Consider the following 16,901-nt stretch of genomic DNA (forward strand, 5'->3'; position numbering starts at 1 on the left):
TCGCCTAAGCAAAATACTCCTGCAGCGGCCTTACCTCGAGGCTCCCCGCCCTCAGCGCCGCAATCGCCTCCGCCACCGCAGCCGCACCCGACAGCGTCGTGTAGTACGGCACCTTCTGCATCAGCGTGGCGCGGCGCAGCGACTTTGAGTCCGACACCGCCTTCTGGCCATCAGTCGTGTTGAAGACGATCTGCACCTGGCGATTGCGGATGGCGTCCTCGATATGCGGGCGGCCTTCCAGCACCTTGTTGATCTTCTCGGCGACGACGCCGTTTTCGGCGAGGAAGCGTGCAGTGCCTGACGTGGCCATCACCTTGAAACCCTGGCCGGCGAGGCGTTTGACCGCCGGCAATATGCCCTTCTTGTCCTCGTCGCGCACCGAGACGAACAGCGTGCCGGAACGCGGCAGGTCGACGCCGGCGCCGAGCTGGCTCTTGGCGAAGGCGAGCGCAAAATCGCGGTCGAGACCCATGACCTCGCCGGTCGAGCGCATTTCCGGTCCGAGCAATATGTCGACGCCGGGGAAACGGGCGAAGGGGAACACCGCTTCCTTGACCGCGATGTGGCCGGGATTGCGCGGGTCGGGCATGGCGCCGTAATGGGCGAAGGCGTCTTCCAGTTTCTCGCCGGCCATGATGCGGGCAGCGATCTTGGCGATGGGCCGGCCGATGGTCTTGGCGACGAAGGGCACGGTGCGTGACGCACGCGGGTTGACCTCGAGCACATAGACGGTGCCGTCCTTGATCGCATATTGCACGTTCATCAGCCCGCCGACATTGAGCGCGCGGGCAAGAGCGGCCGTCTGGCGCTCCAGCTCGTCGACGAGCTCCGAGGGCAGCGAGTGCACCGGCAGCGAGCAGGCACTGTCGCCCGAATGGATGCCTGCCTCCTCGATGTGCTCCAATATGCCGGAGACGAAGGTCGACGTGCCGTCGCAGAGGCAATCGACATCGACCTCGATGGCGCCCGAGAGATAGGTGTCGAACAGGAGCGGGTTCTTGCCCAGCAGCGTGTTGATCTGGCCGGTCTTGTCGTTGGGGTATTTCTGCTTGATGTCCTCCGGCACCAGGCCGGGCACGGTGTCGAGCAAATAGGATTGCAGCATGCCCTCGTCATGGATGATCTGCATGGCGCGGCCACCCAGCACATAGGACGGGCGCACCACCAGCGGGAAGCCGAGCTCGCCGGCGACGAGGCGGGCCTGCTCGACCGAATAGGCGATGCCGTTCTTCGGCTGGGTCAGGCCGAGCTTGTGCAGCAGCTTCTGGAAGCGGTCGCGGTCCTCGGCCAGATCGATCATGTCGGGCGAGGTGCCGAGGATCGGGATGCCGGCCTTCTCCAGCGCGTCGGCGAGCTTCAGCGGCGTCTGGCCGCCGAACTGGACAATGACGCCGACCAGTTCGCCCGAGGCCTGTTCGGCGCGCAGGATCTCCAGCACATCCTCCGCCGTCAGCGGCTCGAAGTAGAGCCGGTCTGACGTGTCGTAGTCGGTCGACACGGTCTCAGGATTGCAGTTGACCATGATCGCCTCGAAGCCGGCGTCGCGCAGTGCGAAGGCCGCGTGGCAGCAGCAATAGTCGAACTCGATGCCCTGGCCGATACGGTTCGGACCGCCGCCGAGGATGACGACTTTTTTCCGCGACGACACCTGCGCTTCATTGGCCAGCGCGCCGGCGAAGGGCACTTCGTAGGTCGAGTACATGTAGGCGGTGGGCGAGGCGAACTCGGCGGCGCAGGTGTCGATGCGCTTATAAACTGGATGAACGTCGAGCTTTTCGCGAATCTTCTGAATCACTTCGACGTCGGTCTTCGTCAGCGAGGCGAGGCGGGCATCGGAGAAGCCCATCGCCTTCAGCATGCGCAGATTGACGGCATCGCCGGGGATGCCGTGCTCGCGGATGCGGGCTTCCATGTCCAGGATGCCGGCGATCTGTTCGAGGAACCACGGGTCGATCTTGCACATGGCGTGCACATCTTCGAGCGAGGTGCCCATGCGGATGGCCTGCGCCACCATGCGCAGCCGGTCGGGTGTCGGCGTGCCCAGTGCGGCACGAATGGCGTTGCGATCGTCGGCATGGTTGGCGGGTGCGGCACCGTGGCCGAGGCCGGGGATCTCGATCTCGTCGAGGCCGGTGAGGCCGGTCTCCAGTCCACGCAGCGCCTTCTGCAGCGATTCCTGAAAGGTGCGGCCGATGGCCATGACCTCGCCGACCGACTTCATCGACGTCGTCAGCACCGGCTCGGCGCCGGGGAATTTCTCGAAGGCAAAGCGCGGGATTTTGGTGACGACGTAATCGATGCTCGGCTCGAAGGAGGCGGGCGTGGCGCCGCCGGTGATGTCGTTCTCCAGCTCGTCCAGCGTGTAGCCGACGGCGAGCTTGGCGGCGATCTTGGCGATGGGGAAACCGGTCGCCTTGGAGGCCAAGGCGGAACTGCGCGAGACGCGCGGGTTCATCTCGATGACCACCAGGCGGCCATCGGCCGGGTTGACGGCGAACTGCACGTTGGAGCCACCGGTCTCGACGCCGATCTCACGCAGCACCGCGATCGAGGCGTTGCGCATCATCTGGTATTCTTTGTCGGTCAGCGTCAGCGCCGGGGCGACGGTGATCGAGTCGCCGGTGTGCACGCCCATGGGGTCGATGTTCTCGATCGAGCAGACGATGATGCAGTTGTCGGCCTTGTCGCGGACAACCTCCATCTCGTACTCCTTCCAGCCGAGCACGCTTTCCTCGATCAGCACTTCGGTGGTCGGCGAGGCGTCGAGACCGGACTGGACGATCTCGTAGAATTCGGCGCGGTTGTAGGCGATGCCGCCGCCGGTGCCGCCCATGGTGAAGGACGGGCGGATGATGGCGGGCAGGCCGACATGGTCGAGCGCCTGGGCGGCGATCGCCATGCCATGGCTGATGTAGCGCTGCTTGCGGTCGCCTTCGCCGAGGTTCCAGCGGGTTTCCAAGGCGTCGAGTGCTGCGTCGAGATTGTCGGGCTTCTCGGCCTTGACGGCGGCGCGCTCGGCCTCGTGCGTCTTGCGGTCGGCGTTCTTGACGTCGGTGGCGTTGGCCAGCATCGACTTCGGCGTTTCCAGGCCGATCTTCTTCATCGCCTCGCGAAACAGCGCGCGGTCCTCGGCCTTGTCGATGGCCGTGGCGTCGGCGCCGATCATCTCGACATTGTAGCGGTCGAGCACGCCCATGCGGCGCAGCGACAGTGCGGTGTTGAGCGCGGTCTGGCCGCCCATGGTCGGCAGCAACGCGTCGGGACGCTCCTTGGCGATGATCTTGGCCACCACTTCCGGGGTGATCGGTTCGATATAGGTGGCGTCGGCCAGTTCCGGGTCGGTCATGATGGTGGCCGGATTGGAATTGACCAGGATGACGCGGAAGCCCTCTTCCTTCAGCGCCTTGCAGGCCTGGGTGCCGGAATAGTCGAACTCGCAGGCCTGACCGATGACAATGGGGCCGGCCCCGATGATCAGGATCGACTTGATGTCAGTGCGTCTTGGCATATCGAGGGTCCGTTCGGCGGGCGGCTTGCACGAAAAGCCGGGACGGGAAGACCCGGCCGGTTGTGCTCGCGATTCTGGTATCAGGCTAGGAGGGCCTTATAGGGAAGAGTTTGCCTGATGTAACCCCGAAAATGAGGGCAGTAGGGCAGTAGGGCAGTAGGGCAGTAGGGCAGTAGGGCAGTAGGGCAGTAGGGCAGTAGGGCAGTAGGGCAGTAGGGCAGTAGGGCAGAGGTTCAAGCGCTCTGTTGAAACATACTGCCCTATTGCCCTACTCCCTTACTCCCCTACCAACTAATCCCCCAACGCCACTGCGTCGGTGATCTCGAAGCGCTCGGAGGCGCCGATACGAATCATGTTCAGGCTGCCCTCGCGGGTGAAGCGGAACTCGTCGGGTGCGTCCGAAGCGGACGGCAGGCCGGCGTGGAAGCTGATGATACGGGTGCCGCCGTCGGGCCAGGTCACGGTCACTGCACTGTCGCCGCCGGTGTGCACGACGCTTGCCCAGCAGTTGGTCATCGGCTGGCCGACATAGCGGGCACAGGGAACCGCGCTGGCGCCGGGTGCGGTCGACGCAGTTTCATACGCCGCGAACGCCAAGGTATAGGCGTCCTCCATGGCGGTCCTGCCGATTGCGTCGGCGGATTTCGGCGCGTCGGGATCGGCCGTCTCATCCCCGCCGCCCAGGCGCGCCGCCAGATCTGGCATTGGCGCTGCGGCTGGCGAGGTTGCGGAAAATGCCATGTCCGTATCCGTCAGCACCACCGCGCTGGCGGGGTTGAGGTACCGGGCCGGAGCCCATCCGCGCACTTGCGGGTTGTCGACCTCTTCGACCTTGCACCACGGATTGCCGTTGACGTCGGCGCAGCCGAAGTTCTTGAGGGGTGAGCCGACCGGCAGGCGCGCCTCGGTCCTGCCCATCGCCGACGGTGTGGCGCGGACATTGAGGAGGTCGTCAGGCGCGAGGCCGCTGACAAAGGAGACGACAGGTTCTGGCGACTCCTCGGCCCTTGCCGGCAGTGCCGCCAGCAAAAATGGAGCGGCAATCAGCGCGAGGAGAATCGTCCGGAGCGAAAGTGTGCGCCTCATCATCTGGCCGTTGGCGATCGCCTGCGTTGCTGAAAATGCTGCCAAGACTCAAAAACGCCACCGCAAATCACGCCGGTTTTATAAGCGACGACATGGAGCCATGTAACCCCGAAAATGCGGTCGGCTCGCGGCGAGGGGCATCGCTGGTTTGCCGCGGCTGGGGGCGTTGCGCGTTCAGCCTGGGGACATGAACGCGTTCCGCGTTCAGCCTGAGATGAACCCGGTGCGCAGCGCGTGCGCCCATTCCGGCCTGCCGGCCTCTGCGGCCTGTCTTGCCGCCGCCTCGTGGTCGTAGTCGACGGCGAAGATCTCGAAACGGTCGGGCTGGCCCGGCACATCCAGTCCGACAATACCGTAGCGCGCATGCGGGGTGCCTTGCTCCGAGACATGCGCCGGCGGGGTCGAATCGTCATAGGCTGGGCAGCCAACGCTGCCCGGGTTGAAGATCACCGGGCCGCCGGGGATGCGGATCAGCTCGCTGCGGTGGCTGTGGCCGCACAGCACGATGCGGCAGGCAGGGTCGAGGCCCTTCAGCCGTCGTCTTATCGCGGCCAGCGGCGCGCGCACCAGCTGGCCGTCGGTTATGGCATCCGCCAGATATTTCTCGTCATGGTCGGGCCGGGCATGGAAGGCGATCACGCCGGGCGCGACCTGCAGCGTCAGCGGCTGGGCGAACAGCGTCTCGCGTTGCGCCGCCGTCAATCGCTCCTGCGCGTAGCGGTCGGACGCCCACATGGTGTCGTCAGCCGGATCGCGGGCGACGCGGCGGTCATGGTTGCCGCGCACCGTCGGCAGGTTGAGCGCTTCCAGCCGCTCGAAAGTCTCGCGCGGCCAGAGCGGGCCGGAGACGCTGTCGCCGAGATTGACGGTGAGGTCGGCGCCGCCGCGCTGCTGGAGATCTTGCAGTACGGCCTCGAGAGCCAGGACGTTGCCATGGATATCGGCGAGGACGGCGATGCGCATGCGAAGCTCCGGTTGGTTGAAGCCTCCCGCATAGCAGTATGGCAACCGGGGTTCTACCGAACACCGCTTCGGTGTTCGCGCTCAGGCGGAGATTTCGATGTCCTGGGCGCCGACCGCGGGGAGTGCCGTATCCTCGCCGGCAGCGGCGATGACACTGTCGAGCAGACCGGGAAAGCGGCGGTCGAGATCGTCACGGCGCAGCGTGATCAGCCGGCTGGTGCCGACCACCTCGGCGCGGGTGACGCCGGCCTCACGCAATTTGGCCAGGTGATAGCTCAGATTGGTCTTCGAGCCGAGATCGAGGAACTGGCTGCAATTTAGCGGCACGCCTTCCTTGCTGGCGAGATAGCGCACGATGGCCAGCCGCGTCGGGTCGCCGAGCACGGCAAGCACGATCGGCAGGCTGATCTGGTCGGTATTGGGGTGGGGCAAGGTCATGCCTGTGAATTAAGCACAATCGGGACTGATTTCAACGCATCTCCTCCTTAGCCGCGTGCGCACAGTTTCTCCGGTTTGTGATCCGTGCTGACATAGGGCTGTCAGGAAGGTTCAGCTATTTTCCGCTGGCTTCATTGACATCATGCCCTGCTATGTCCAATTGTTCAATAACTTTTGAACTAAGGACATCGCTATGGACAAGCGCCTCTTCTGGCTTGCGCTCGGATCGTTCACGATCTCGACCGAAGGCTTCGTCATTTCCAGCCTGCTGCCCGATATCGCCGCCGATGCCGGCATCGCCATTCCGCTCGCGGGCACGCTGATCACCGCCTTTGCGCTCGCCTATGCGGTCGGCACGCCGATCCTGGCGACGCTGACCGGCGAGTGGGACCGGCGCCGCGTCATCCTGTGGACGCTGGTGTTCTTCGTGCTGGGCAATCTGGCGGCGGCGCTCAGCTCGTCCTTCGAACTGCTCTTGATCGCGCGTATTGTCATGGCGCTGTCGTCGGGGCTGTTTGCGGCAACGGCGCAAGGAACGGCCGTGGCGTTGGTCGATAGCCATCACCGGGCGCGCGCCATTGCCGTCGTCGTCGGCGGCACGACTGTGGCTGTTGCCCTAGGCGCGCCGCTCGGCGCGCTTGTCGCCACCGTCGCCGGCTGGCGCGGCACGTTCTTCGCCATAGCCGGGCTCGGCGCGCTGGCCGGCGCGATCCTGTGGTACCGGCTGCCGCGCGGCATCGTCGGCACCAGGCTGCCGCTCAGGCAGCGGCTTGCCGCAGCGCTGCGTCCCGGCGTGATGCCGATCCTGCTGACGACGACGTTGGCGTTGATCGGCGCCTTCACGGTCTTTTCCTATGTCGCGCCGCTGGCCATCGAGGGCGGCGGGCTGAGCCCGATCGCGCTGCCCGGCATGCTGCTCGCCTTCGGTGTCGGCGCCGTCATCGGCAACATCGCCGGCGGCCAGGCCGCCGACCGTTTCGGCGCGACGCGCACCGTCGGCTGGTCACTGGCGCTGAGCGCGGCCATGCTGGTCATGCTCTCGGTCATCCCGACCTTCCTGCCGCACCACCTCGCCGGACCGGCGCTGATGGCGATGATGGTGCCGTGGGGCATCGTCGGCTGGGCGTTCCCGCCGGCGCAGGCCAGCCGCATCATCAGGCTGGCGCCCGATGCCGCCCCCATCGTGCTGTCGCTCAACGCCTCGGCGCTCTATCTCGGCGTGGCGCTCGGCGCGGTGGTCGGCGGTGCCATACTGCGCTACGGCGCGCCGGCCGATCTCGGCCTGGTGGCTGCGGTGTTCCCGCTGGTTGGACTCGGCGTCGTGCTGGCCGGGCGCTGGGCGGCGCGGCCCGTGGCGATGCCGGCGGAGTAAAATCTTCCCGCAAGTCGTCGGCCGCCTCAGGCGGCCGGCGGCACATCAAAATCCAGAGCGGCGATCCCATCGAGCGCCGTGCGCAGGCTTTCCGCCTGCTCCTTGCCGACAATGTCCTCAAAGCGCTGCTGGGCAACGCGCCACAACTTCATGACTTCATCGAGCTTGACCAGGCCCTGCGGCGTCAGCCGCACGCGCTTGATGCGGCGGTCAGCCTTGTCGGCAAAGGTCTCGACATAGCCGTCGCGGATCAGCGGCTTGAGCGTGTGGCCGAGCGCCGACAGGTCCATGACCAGGGCAGTCGCAATGGCGCCCATCGCCGGTTCGTCGCCAATATGGATCTGGTAGAGCAGGCCCTGCTGCGTGGCCTTGAGGCCCGAGGGGGCCAGCACGTCATCATAGAACTGGCCGAGCTTGCGCGTCGCACGACGCAACATGGCGTTGTTGCAGAGCGTCAGGCCGGGCAGGGTGGCTTGGGACATTGTTGTTCCTTGTCGATGGCGACACGATGGTCGCCCCGTCTGCCCAGAAATAATCCTCGCGCCGATGATTGACAAGATAGTGGTATATGCCTATTTCACTAATAGTGGTATATACCACTAAATGAAATCAGGCGACTTTGACGAAGGCGATGGCGGTTGTTCGCCCAGCCGGTGGCCCTAGTCGAAAACCGGAACACGAAACAGAAGGAACAGGACAATGAGTGGTCAGAACAACAAGGGCACGGCGGTCGTCACCGGCGCCTCGTCGGGCATCGGCGCCATCTATGCGGACCGGCTCGCCGGCCAGGGCTATGACCTAGTGCTGGTGGCGCGGCGCGCCGACCGGCTCGAAGAGCTGGCAGAGAAGCTGCGCTACGCGTACAGCCGCAAGGTCAGCGTGATCAGCGCCGATCTCGCCGACGACAACGACGTCCGCCGGGTCGAACAGGCGATCGCCACCGACGATAGCGTGACGCTGCTGGTCAACAATGCCGGCCTTGGCGGCGCGCCAGTGGTGGCTACCGCTGATGCCGATTTGGCCGAGCGTATGATCAAGGTCAATGTCGTGGCGCTGACCCGCCTGACTCGTGCAGTGCTGCCTCGCCTGATTGCGCGCAACCGCGGCGCCATCGTCAACATCGCCTCGGTGCTGGCCTTCGACACCTCGTTCGGCGGCATCTACAGCGGCACCAAAGCTTACGTCGTCAACTTCACCGAAGCCTTGCAACGCGAAGTCGCCGGCACCGACGTGAAGGTGCAGGTCGTGCTGCCGGGGGCGACCCGGACCGATTTCTGGGAGCTTGCCGGAAGCGATATCGACAAGCTGCCGCAGGAGATCGTGATGGATGCCGACGATCTGGTCGATGCGGCGCTTGTCGGCCTGGCCCGGGGCGAAGCCGTCACCGTGCCGGGGCTTGCCGATGTGGCCAAGCTGGACGCTTTCCTTGGCGCGCGGCAGGGCTTCTTCGGCAGCCTGCACGCCAGCAAGCCTGCCGCGCGCTACGCGGCGTGATTACAGTGCGGGCGCCTAAGCCGACCGCCACATCGGAATGATCGAGGCGGCGAGCAGCAGGCCAAGGACGATGTTGAGCACCCGCCACTGCCGCTCGGTTCTAAGCAACCGGGCGAGCAGCGTGCCCGCCACGCACCACAGCGACAGCGACACAGCGGCAGCAAGACCAAACACCGTGCCGAGCAGCAGCGCGAGCTGCAGCGGTCCGTTGGCAAGTGCCGCAAACGATGCCGCTGCCCCCAGCCCCATCGCCCAGCCCTTGGGATTCATCCATTGCAGGCCGGCGCCGCCGAAAAAACTGTTCGGCCTAGCCATGGTCACGTCCATATTGGGCGGGCCGCTGCGGCCGATCTTCAGGGCGAGCCAGACCAGATAGAGCGATCCGGCCACCTTCATCGCCAGCTGCAGGGACGGGGCAGCCGCCAGCAGGCCGGCGAGCCCGGCAGCACCTGCGGCTGCCACCGTGGCCAGCCCGGCGGCACTGCCGGCCATCAGCGGGACCGAGCGGCGAAAGCCGAACTGCGCGCCCGACGCCGTCGACAAGGTCGTGGCCATGCCGGGCGTGGAGGTCGAGACGAGCGCAAACAGGACCAGGGGAAGGATGGCCTCAAACATGCTGTTACCTGCATTTGGAACCCAGCATGCGGCGCCGTCAAACATCAGTAAATGCAATGTTTGCGGTGTTTGGCATTAGAGATTATAATGCCTAACATGATCCGCAATCTCGACACGGCCCTGATCCGGACCTTCGTCACCGTCGCCGACAAGGCCAGCATGACGGCGGCGGCAAACGCCCTGCATCTGACGCAAGGCGCCGTCAGCCAGCAGATCAAGCGGCTGGAGGAGGTTTTGGGCTGCAGCCTGTTCGAGCGCGATCGCCGCGGGCTGAGGCTGACCCGGTCCGGCGAGCGGCTGGTCGGCAAGGGCAAACGCCTGCTTGGCCTCAATGACGAGATCTGGACCGAGATGGCGGGCAATGCGGTTGCGGGTGAGGTGCGGCTCGGCGTGCCCTACGACCTCGTCGGCACCTTGCTGGCGCCGGTGTTGAAGGTCTATGCCGAAACCTATCCGCAGGTCGAGATTTCGCTTGTCTGCGCCTCGTCGCCGGAACTTGCTGCCGCGCTGGCGGCTGGAACCATAGACCTTGCCGTCATTGAGGAACGGGTCGGCGCGTCCGCCGGCGAATGCCTCGCCATCGACCGGCTTGTCTGGGTGGGCGCCAGGGGCGGTGTCGCCCGTTTGAAGCGGCCGTTGCCGGTTTCGATGGTCGCCGATACCTGCGCTTTCCGCCCAGCGGTGCTGTCGGCGCTCAACGAACATGGGCTGGAATGGCGCACCGTGTTCGAAAACGGCAACATCGACGCAACGATGGCAACGGTGCGCTCGGATCTGGCCGTCACCACCTGGCTGGCGTCGACCGTGCCTGCCGACCTCGACATTCTGGCTGCCGATGGTGAGCTGCCGGCCTTGCCGAATTTCTCGATCAATTTGCATCTGCCGAAACATGGCGTCGGGCCGGCCGCGCAGGAATTTGCGCGGTATATCCGGGATGGGTTGGCGCGAAGGGCTGTGGCGGCTTGAGGGTGCGCCCCTTCTCCCCGTCACTATACGGGGAGAAGGTGCCGGCAGGCGGATGAGGGGCGGCACGAACCGATCCGTTTTCAGATCCACAGACGTTTCGTCCAATTGGCGAGGTCAGCGCTGCCCCTCATTGCCCTGCCGGGCATTTCTCCCGTATAGTGACTGGGAGAAATAACCACTCACTTCCAGGTCTTGCGCCGCTCGAGTTCGGCGGCGGACGGCTCTTGCGTGGCGAACGACCCGACCTCTACCTCGCCGCCGCGCTCATAAGTCGCCATAATGACGCCGGTGGTCGATGCCTGCGACTTGACAAGCTTGAAGGCGGCCGGCATCGCGCCATCGCCGAACAGCCGCTTGCCCTTGCCCAGCAACAGCGGGAAGATCATCAGCCGGATCTCGTCGATCAGCCCGTTGGCCAGCAAGGTCTGGATCAGCTCGCTCGAACCCTGGATGAGCAGATCAGGTCCATCCTCCTGCTTGAGGCGACGCAACGTCGCGACGATATCGTCCCCAAGCCATTGCGTGTTCTGCCAGGTCAGGCTGTCCGGCCGGTGCGTTGCCACATATTTGGTCGCAGGGTTGAAGGCATCTGCGATCGGATCTTTCTGATACGGCCAGTACGCGGCGAAGATGTCGTAGGTTCTGCGGCCGAGCAGCAGGGCGAAGGGTTTGGAGAAGAGTTCATCCATTGCCACGCCCGCCACCTCGTCAAAGTAATGGAATGTCCAGCCGCCGAACTTGAAGCCGCCAACCGGATCCTCTTCCGGACCGCCCGGCGCCTGCATGACGCCGTCAAGGCTGACGAAGGTGGCGGCGATGATCTTTCGCATTGAACTGCTCCCTTTTCATGATCCGCGCCATAGCGGCCGGATTTCGGCCAAAGGACGGATGGGCGGACGCCTGTCCGACAGCGGCCGGAAAATTTTCCGAGATCCGGCCAGTGCTGGCGGCAAGCACAGGGGCCTTGGCGATCTCATTGCGGCCGCCCGCCAACACTCCGCGACGAGAACCAGACCTCGCCGAAAATGGCGGTGGCGGTGCGGTCTGGCGCCTTGTCTGCCGTCAGCCAGATCGAGCGGCTGCGCGCTGCCTGTCCGCGGTCGGGGATTTTCGCCGCCGGGCTTGCCACCGAGGCGCCGATGCAAGGGATGAACCACGAGCGCATGAATGGATCGCAGGCAAAACCCTGTTCGGTACGGGCCACAAGCACCGCCAAACCGACGCGCTCGGCAGGGCGCCACGGGAAGACCATGCGGCCGCTCGGCTTCAATGCCTTCAGCCACCCAGCCGGCGGTGCGGCGACGCCGGCATTGACATAGATGATATCGGATGGCGGCAGGCCGGCTGTGACCGCGTCACCGTGGATGACGGTCACATTGCCATAGGCTTCGAGATTCCTTTTCGCGCGGGCAGCAAGATCGACCTCCAGTTCGAACGCGGCAACAGTGCCGCCGGGCGACACCAGCCGCGCCAGCAAGGCGGTATAATAGCCGGTTCCGGCGCCGACATGGGTGACGGCCTCACCGGGCTTAGGCGCGATCTTGCCGATCCACATGGCGTGCAGGAGTGGCTCGCCATTGTTGATGCCCTTGTCGGCGTCGAGCGCCACCAGCACATCCTGATAGATGTGGATCGGGTCGGCGCTCGGCGTTTCGACCCTGCCATTGCCGGCGATGACCGTCCACGGTCCGGGGCCGAGAAAGGCCTCGCGCGGCACCGCGGCGAAAGCCGCTTCGAGACGGGGGTCGGCCGCGCCGGCATTGGCTGCCATCAGCCGCGCATAAAAACGACGCGCATCCGTGAGCCTGGTCATGGCATCAAGATAGCGCGGACTGTCGATTTGTCGCGCCGGTTTTGGCTGCCTGCCTTGCTCAGCCGACGCCGAAGACGGTGTCGTAGAGAAGCTTGAAGTTGAGCACCAGGATGATGGCGGCGACCACCCAGGCGAGTGCTGCGACGCTGCGCGGGATGGCGAGATTGCCCATCTTCTTCTTGTCGGAGACGAACTGCACCAGCGGGATGACCGCGAAAGGGAGCTGCATCGACAGGATCACCTGGCTGAAGACGAGGAGCTGGCCGGTACCCTTCTCGCCATAAAGCGCGGTGACGATCACCACTGGAACGATGGCGATGCCGCGCGTCAGCAGGCGGCGCGCCCATTGCGGGATGCGCAGGCGCAGGAAACCTTCCATGACGATCTGTCCGGCGAGCGTCGCCGTCACCGTCGAGTTCAGCCCGGACGCCAGCAGCGCCACGGCAAACAGGGTGGAGGCGATGCCGAGGCCGAGCAGCGGCGACAGCAGCTCGAAGGCCTGGCCGATCTCGGCGACGTCCTGATGGCCGGTGCCATGGAAGGCCACTGCCGAAACGATCAGGATGGAGGCGTTGATGAACAGGGCCAGCATCAGGGCGATGGTCGAGTCGGTGGTTGCCCATTTGATGGCGTCGCGCTTGCCCTTCTCGGTGCGCGGATAGGCGCGGGTCTGCACGATCGAGGAGTGCAGGTAGAGATTGTGCGGCATGACCGTGGCGCCGATGATGCCGATGGCGATGTAGAGCATCGCCGGGTTGGTGACGATTTCCGACGACGGCACGAACATGGCGTGGAGGATCGAGCCAACCGGAGGGGAGGCGGCAAAGATCTGGATGGCGAAGCAGCCGAAGATGATGATCAAGAGCGCGATGACGAAGGCTTCGAGGAAGCGAAAGCCCTTGTTCATGAGGAGAAGCAGCAGGAAGGCGTCGAGCGCGGTGATGATGGCGCCGCCGATCAGTGGAATGCCGAACAGCAGCTGCAGTGCAATCGCCGTGCCGATGACCTCAGCCAGGTCGCAAGCGATGATGGCCAGTTCGCAGGCGATCCACAGCATGAAATTGACCGGCCGCGGGTAATAGGCGCGGCAGGCCTGGGCGAGGTCGCGGCCGGTGGCGATGCCGAGCCTGGCGGCGAGCGCCTGCAGCAGGATCGCCATCAGGTTCGACAGCAAGATGATGAACAGCAGCGTGTAGCCGAACTGGGCGCCGCCGGCGAGATCGGTCGCCCAGTTGCCCGGATCCATATAGCCGACCGAGACCATGTAGCCGGGGCCCATGAAGGCGAACAGGCGGCGAAACCAGACCCCGGATTGCGGCACCGCGATGGAGGAATTGACTTCGCGCAAGCTGGGCTGGTCGTCCTCCTCCGGCCGGGCAAATCGCCACGTGGACCGGGATTCTACGGTGGCTTCGGCGTCTGACATGGAGGCTTTCCGCTGGAAGGGGGCGATGCTGTCACCTATTTATGTTAGGGCTCAACATTATGCAATATGCTATGTTTTATTGTTTATGCTTTCTGATGGCATATCCGCCGGGATGGCAATGGACGATCCGTAGCGCCGGTTGCGCCTGCCGTGGAATACAAATAAACGGCCAGGATAATGAAAGCCCGTGCTATGAATGCAAAGGGTTGATTCAATCTGCCGAAAACCTTGGGAGGAGCGCGTATTGGCGCTGAAGAACAGACCGGTTCCTCGAGAAAAGCCGCTGCCAGATGCCGACGTGCATTCGGAGGGCTTTCGGCAGACGCGTGAAGCGCGCCGCAGTGCGCTGGTCGAGGACTATGTCGAGCTCATCGCCGACTTGATCGAGGATGGCAATGAAGCGCGCCAGGTCGATATCGCGGCTCGGCTCGGCGTCGCCCAACCGACCGTGGCCAAGATGCTGACGCGGCTGTGCGCCGATGGGCTGGTGTCCAGAAAGCCTTATCGTGGCGTGTTCCTGACCGATACCGGCCGCAAGGTGGCGGAAGAAAGCCGCATTCGCCACCAGACCGTGGAAGCTTTCCTGCGCTCGCTCGGCGTCAGCGCCGAGACGGCGCGCATCGATGCCGAGGGCATCGAGCATCATGTCAGCGCCGAGACGCTCGACGCCTTTCGCAAGGCGATGACCGCGACACGCTGATTTCCTGTTTCGCCACCTCTCCGGGAGCCGACAAGCGGAACCGCCGCACCGCCGATGCGTTTGATATCACGCCGCGCGATTGGCGCGAGGCCTAGGAGGATATGATGGGCGTTGAACAGGCACCGACCGCGAAAGGCAAGCAGGCGGCAAAGGGATTGAGGCAAGCAGCGGCGAAGGACGAGCGCAAGACGGAAGCAGAAACCGGCCACCCGCTGAAAAAGGGTGCTGCCCGCTTCGAGGAGCGCTCGAAAAGCTCGGACGGCAAGAGCGCCGGCGCTAAGCAGAAGAGCTGACCGGGGCGGCAAACCGGCCTCTCATTCCTGGGTATCCTGAACCCAGCTGCGCGGATGGCCGTCGACGCGGAACTGGAAGATGAAGTACGGCGGGATGCAGGTGCCCTTGCCGGGCTTTGCCTCGACCAAATCCTCGTAGCCGGCGGTGCAGATATAGTCTTCACGGCAGGGATGCGTCTTGTCGCAGGCGCGCAAGCCGGCGGTCTTGGTGAATTCCTTGGTGCAGAATTTGTGGTCCTTGCCGGAGGCGATGCAGTCGTTGAAGCCGGTCTTGGCAAGCCGTCCGCAACTTGCCTCGTCAGGCAGTTTTTCGCAGCTCGCCTTGCGCAGCATGCCACCCGGAAAGCCGCCGGTCTTCTGCTCGGGATTGTCATAGCGCTGGCGTGCGGCGCCATAGCCGGCCAGCTTTACCGGCGGTTTCTTGTCCCGCGCCGGGTCGATGCCGCAGGCCTTTGCAGTCGCCGGTGAGAGGCGGCAATATTTGTCGTCGCCCCATTTCGACATCCTTATCTCGCCGAACTCCACGGGGTCGCCGACCGCGGTTCCTGCTTCGCTGACGCATGTGCCGAAGCCCGGATGGATGGCGCTTTCGTGCACGCCGGCGCAGCGCAGGCCTTCGCTGCAGCTCCAGTCCTTGAAACTGGCATCGTCGCCGCGATAGCAGATCGAGCCCCAGCCATTGTAGAGATCGGTGCCTTTGAGCGCCTGGGCATATTTCTCGTCCGGGCGGGCGGCGAAGCCGCGCGAGAAATCCGGGTGCCCGCCGGCGGCGAATTCCTCGACGATGGCGCGGCGGCGCGGCAGGTCGGCGAAGAACACCGCCGAACCCGGCACGAAGACCGCATTGCGGCGTGGCTCGCTTGCCGGGTCGGCGCCGGTGTAGTGGAAGCCGGCGATGCCGTGCGTCTGGTGGCAGCCGGTGCAGCTCATCTCGTTGAGGCGCAGATTGAACCCGGCCGCCGATTTCATGCTGTTCAGCGTGTTGCCCCTGGCGACATAGTCCTTCAGCGCCTTGTCGACGGCATCGTCGTCGAGCAGCCCGTAGGCGATGTTGTTCTGCGACCGGCTCATGCCGCCCGGCGCCACCGAGACGGCGCTGGTCGCCACAAATTTCTCGTCGATGACCAGCCGGCCGCGGTCCAGGTCGTAGATGTTGCGGTCGGTGAGCAGCCATTTTGCGAAAGCTTGCCTGTCGGCCAGCACGGTGTTCCTGTCGATCTGGTTTTCCATCTTCGATTCCTGGAAGGTGGCAGTCGCCGGATCCCATTTGAAGATTTTGAGCAGATATTCGGCATGGCCGCCGAAATCGCGGCGGCTCGAGGCCGAGAGGCGCAGAACCTGCATGTTGAGCTCGAGCCGCATGATCTGCGAGGAGTTCAGCATGGCGCCGGACAGCGGGCCTTCGCCCGAGCGTAGCCATGCTGCGAGTTGTTGGGGCTCAAGGTCTTTCTGCCCCGCGGCAAGCCAGCGTTTAGCGACGTCGGCGCAAGACACATCCGTCGCGCGCGGCAAGTCCTTCGAGGCGCGGGCCTGCGCCTGCGTGGGTTTGGCGTTGAACACCAGACTCATTGTCAGCGGCAGGCGCGAGGAAATGCGCTGGCCTGCCTTTCCCTTGGCTGGCTTTTCCTCGACCGAATAGTGGAAGCGGTAGATCAGCCTGATCTCGCCGCATTCGGTGTGGCCGAGATAGCCGCGATCCATGCGGTTGACGACGCCGGTCAGATCCAGCGTGGAGCCGTCATCATCGATGTATTTCGGATTGAATTTCTGGCTGGTGTCCTTCGACTTCGCCATGGCCGCGACATACGGATCGGGACTGTTTTTCGGCTCGTCGGCGATCTGCTGCTTGACGGTGTCGCGCACCGTGGCCAGCGCCGGCACCGAAAACAGGCCGCGATTGTCGACGTCGCGGGTGAGACCGAGTGCGGGTCCGAGCAGGCGGCTGATCGAGAGGCCGCCACGCTCGAGCGCCTGCAATGTCTCGGGCTCGGTGACGGCAACGCTGGAATCAAGCGTGACGGCGCGGGCCGTCTCGGTGCCGAGACAAGTCAATGCCGCCAGCAACAGCAGGAATTGGCCGATCGTCCGCAAGCGCCCCTCGCATTTTTTGCTCGTGTCAGATGGTACAGGCCTTGCTTCGTCTCGGCCAGAGCGGCGAAGCTGCGATGCCGGCAGCACTTCTCGCGCGAAAAATGCTGTGACTTGGTGCAACCATTGGGATAATTGT

The 16,901-nt window shown here is 64.6% G+C and carries 15 protein-coding genes; 5 read left to right on the forward strand and 10 right to left on the reverse strand.

Annotated elements, in window-relative coordinates:
* Positions 1-4 precede the first annotated feature (4 nt).
* The 4 genes from carB to LHFGNBLO_RS16990 all read right to left on the reverse strand — a co-directional run bounded on the left by carB (position 5) and on the right by LHFGNBLO_RS16990 (position 5,995).
* Positions 5-3,508, reverse strand: a complete 3,504-nt coding sequence (gene carB, locus LHFGNBLO_RS16975; RefSeq protein ID WP_258609204.1) for a carbamoyl-phosphate synthase large subunit — start codon at positions 3,506-3,508, stop codon at positions 5-7.
* A gap of 291 nt (positions 3,509-3,799) precedes the next feature.
* A complete protein-coding gene (locus LHFGNBLO_RS16980; RefSeq protein ID WP_319944228.1) occupies positions 3,800-4,639 on the reverse strand; it encodes an SH3 domain-containing protein in 840 nt (279 codons plus the stop codon).
* 159 nt (positions 4,640-4,798) lie between these two features.
* The gene (locus LHFGNBLO_RS16985) at positions 4,799-5,557 is read right to left on the reverse strand and encodes a metallophosphoesterase family protein (RefSeq protein WP_258609205.1); all 759 of its coding nucleotides are present in this window, start codon (positions 5,555-5,557) and stop codon (positions 4,799-4,801) included.
* Positions 5,558-5,638: 81 nt separating this feature from the next.
* A complete protein-coding gene (locus LHFGNBLO_RS16990; RefSeq protein ID WP_258609206.1) occupies positions 5,639-5,995 on the reverse strand; it encodes an ArsR/SmtB family transcription factor in 357 nt (118 codons plus the stop codon).
* 193 nt (positions 5,996-6,188) lie between these two features.
* On the opposite strand from LHFGNBLO_RS16990, the gene LHFGNBLO_RS16995 reads away from it, so the two are divergent.
* Positions 6,189-7,367, forward strand: coding sequence for an MFS transporter (locus LHFGNBLO_RS16995; protein ID WP_258609207.1), 1,179 nt, complete (start codon positions 6,189-6,191; stop codon positions 7,365-7,367).
* A 26-nt stretch (positions 7,368-7,393) separates the two neighbouring features.
* Here LHFGNBLO_RS16995 and LHFGNBLO_RS17000 read toward each other — a convergent pair whose 3' ends face one another.
* A complete protein-coding gene (locus LHFGNBLO_RS17000; RefSeq protein WP_258609208.1) occupies positions 7,394-7,849 on the reverse strand; it encodes a MarR family winged helix-turn-helix transcriptional regulator in 456 nt (151 codons plus the stop codon).
* 217 nt (positions 7,850-8,066) lie between these two features.
* On the opposite strand from LHFGNBLO_RS17000, the gene LHFGNBLO_RS17005 reads away from it, so the two are divergent.
* Positions 8,067-8,861: an SDR family NAD(P)-dependent oxidoreductase gene (locus LHFGNBLO_RS17005; protein ID WP_258609209.1), complete on the forward strand. Its 795-nt coding sequence runs from the start codon at positions 8,067-8,069 to the stop codon at positions 8,859-8,861.
* A 15-nt stretch (positions 8,862-8,876) separates the two neighbouring features.
* On the opposite strand, the gene LHFGNBLO_RS17010 is transcribed toward LHFGNBLO_RS17005, so the two are convergent.
* The gene (locus LHFGNBLO_RS17010; protein ID WP_258609210.1) at positions 8,877-9,476 is read right to left on the reverse strand and encodes a LysE family translocator; all 600 of its coding nucleotides are present in this window, start codon (positions 9,474-9,476) and stop codon (positions 8,877-8,879) included.
* 96 nt (positions 9,477-9,572) lie between these two features.
* Here LHFGNBLO_RS17010 and LHFGNBLO_RS17015 point away from each other — a divergent pair, with 96 nt between their 5' ends.
* Positions 9,573-10,442: a LysR substrate-binding domain-containing protein gene (locus tag LHFGNBLO_RS17015; RefSeq protein ID WP_258609767.1), complete on the forward strand. Its 870-nt coding sequence runs from the start codon at positions 9,573-9,575 to the stop codon at positions 10,440-10,442.
* Positions 10,443-10,621: 179 nt separating this feature from the next.
* Here LHFGNBLO_RS17015 and LHFGNBLO_RS17020 read toward each other — a convergent pair whose 3' ends face one another.
* From LHFGNBLO_RS17020 to LHFGNBLO_RS17030, 3 genes are all read right to left on the reverse strand, one after another.
* Positions 10,622-11,272, reverse strand: a complete 651-nt coding sequence (locus LHFGNBLO_RS17020; RefSeq protein ID WP_258609211.1) for a dihydrofolate reductase family protein — start codon at positions 11,270-11,272, stop codon at positions 10,622-10,624.
* Between the two features lie 143 nt (positions 11,273-11,415).
* Positions 11,416-12,255 carry a protein-L-isoaspartate O-methyltransferase family protein gene (locus tag LHFGNBLO_RS17025; protein ID WP_258609212.1) on the reverse strand — a complete coding sequence of 280 codons (840 nt, stop codon included), beginning with the start codon at positions 12,253-12,255 and terminating at the stop codon, positions 11,416-11,418.
* A gap of 58 nt (positions 12,256-12,313) precedes the next feature.
* Positions 12,314-13,681: an Nramp family divalent metal transporter gene (locus tag LHFGNBLO_RS17030; RefSeq protein ID WP_258609213.1), complete on the reverse strand. Its 1,368-nt coding sequence runs from the start codon at positions 13,679-13,681 to the stop codon at positions 12,314-12,316.
* A 244-nt stretch (positions 13,682-13,925) separates the two neighbouring features.
* On the opposite strand from LHFGNBLO_RS17030, the gene mntR reads away from it, so the two are divergent.
* The gene (gene mntR, locus LHFGNBLO_RS17035; RefSeq protein WP_258609214.1) at positions 13,926-14,381 is read left to right on the forward strand and encodes a manganese-binding transcriptional regulator MntR; all 456 of its coding nucleotides are present in this window, start codon (positions 13,926-13,928) and stop codon (positions 14,379-14,381) included.
* 104 nt (positions 14,382-14,485) lie between these two features.
* Positions 14,486-14,674: a hypothetical protein gene (locus tag LHFGNBLO_RS17040; protein ID WP_258609216.1), complete on the forward strand. Its 189-nt coding sequence runs from the start codon at positions 14,486-14,488 to the stop codon at positions 14,672-14,674.
* Positions 14,675-14,695: 21 nt separating this feature from the next.
* Here the strand turns inward: LHFGNBLO_RS17040 and LHFGNBLO_RS17045 are convergent, their stop codons facing one another.
* Complete coding sequence (locus LHFGNBLO_RS17045) at positions 14,696-16,765, reverse strand: hypothetical protein (RefSeq protein ID WP_258609217.1); 2,070 nt, start codon at positions 16,763-16,765, stop codon at positions 14,696-14,698.
* Between the last annotated feature and the right edge of the window lie 136 nt (positions 16,766-16,901).

The sequence above is a fragment of the Mesorhizobium sp. AR10 genome (assembly GCF_024746795.1).
In the GTDB taxonomy this organism is placed as follows: Bacteria; Pseudomonadota; Alphaproteobacteria; order Rhizobiales; family Rhizobiaceae; genus Mesorhizobium.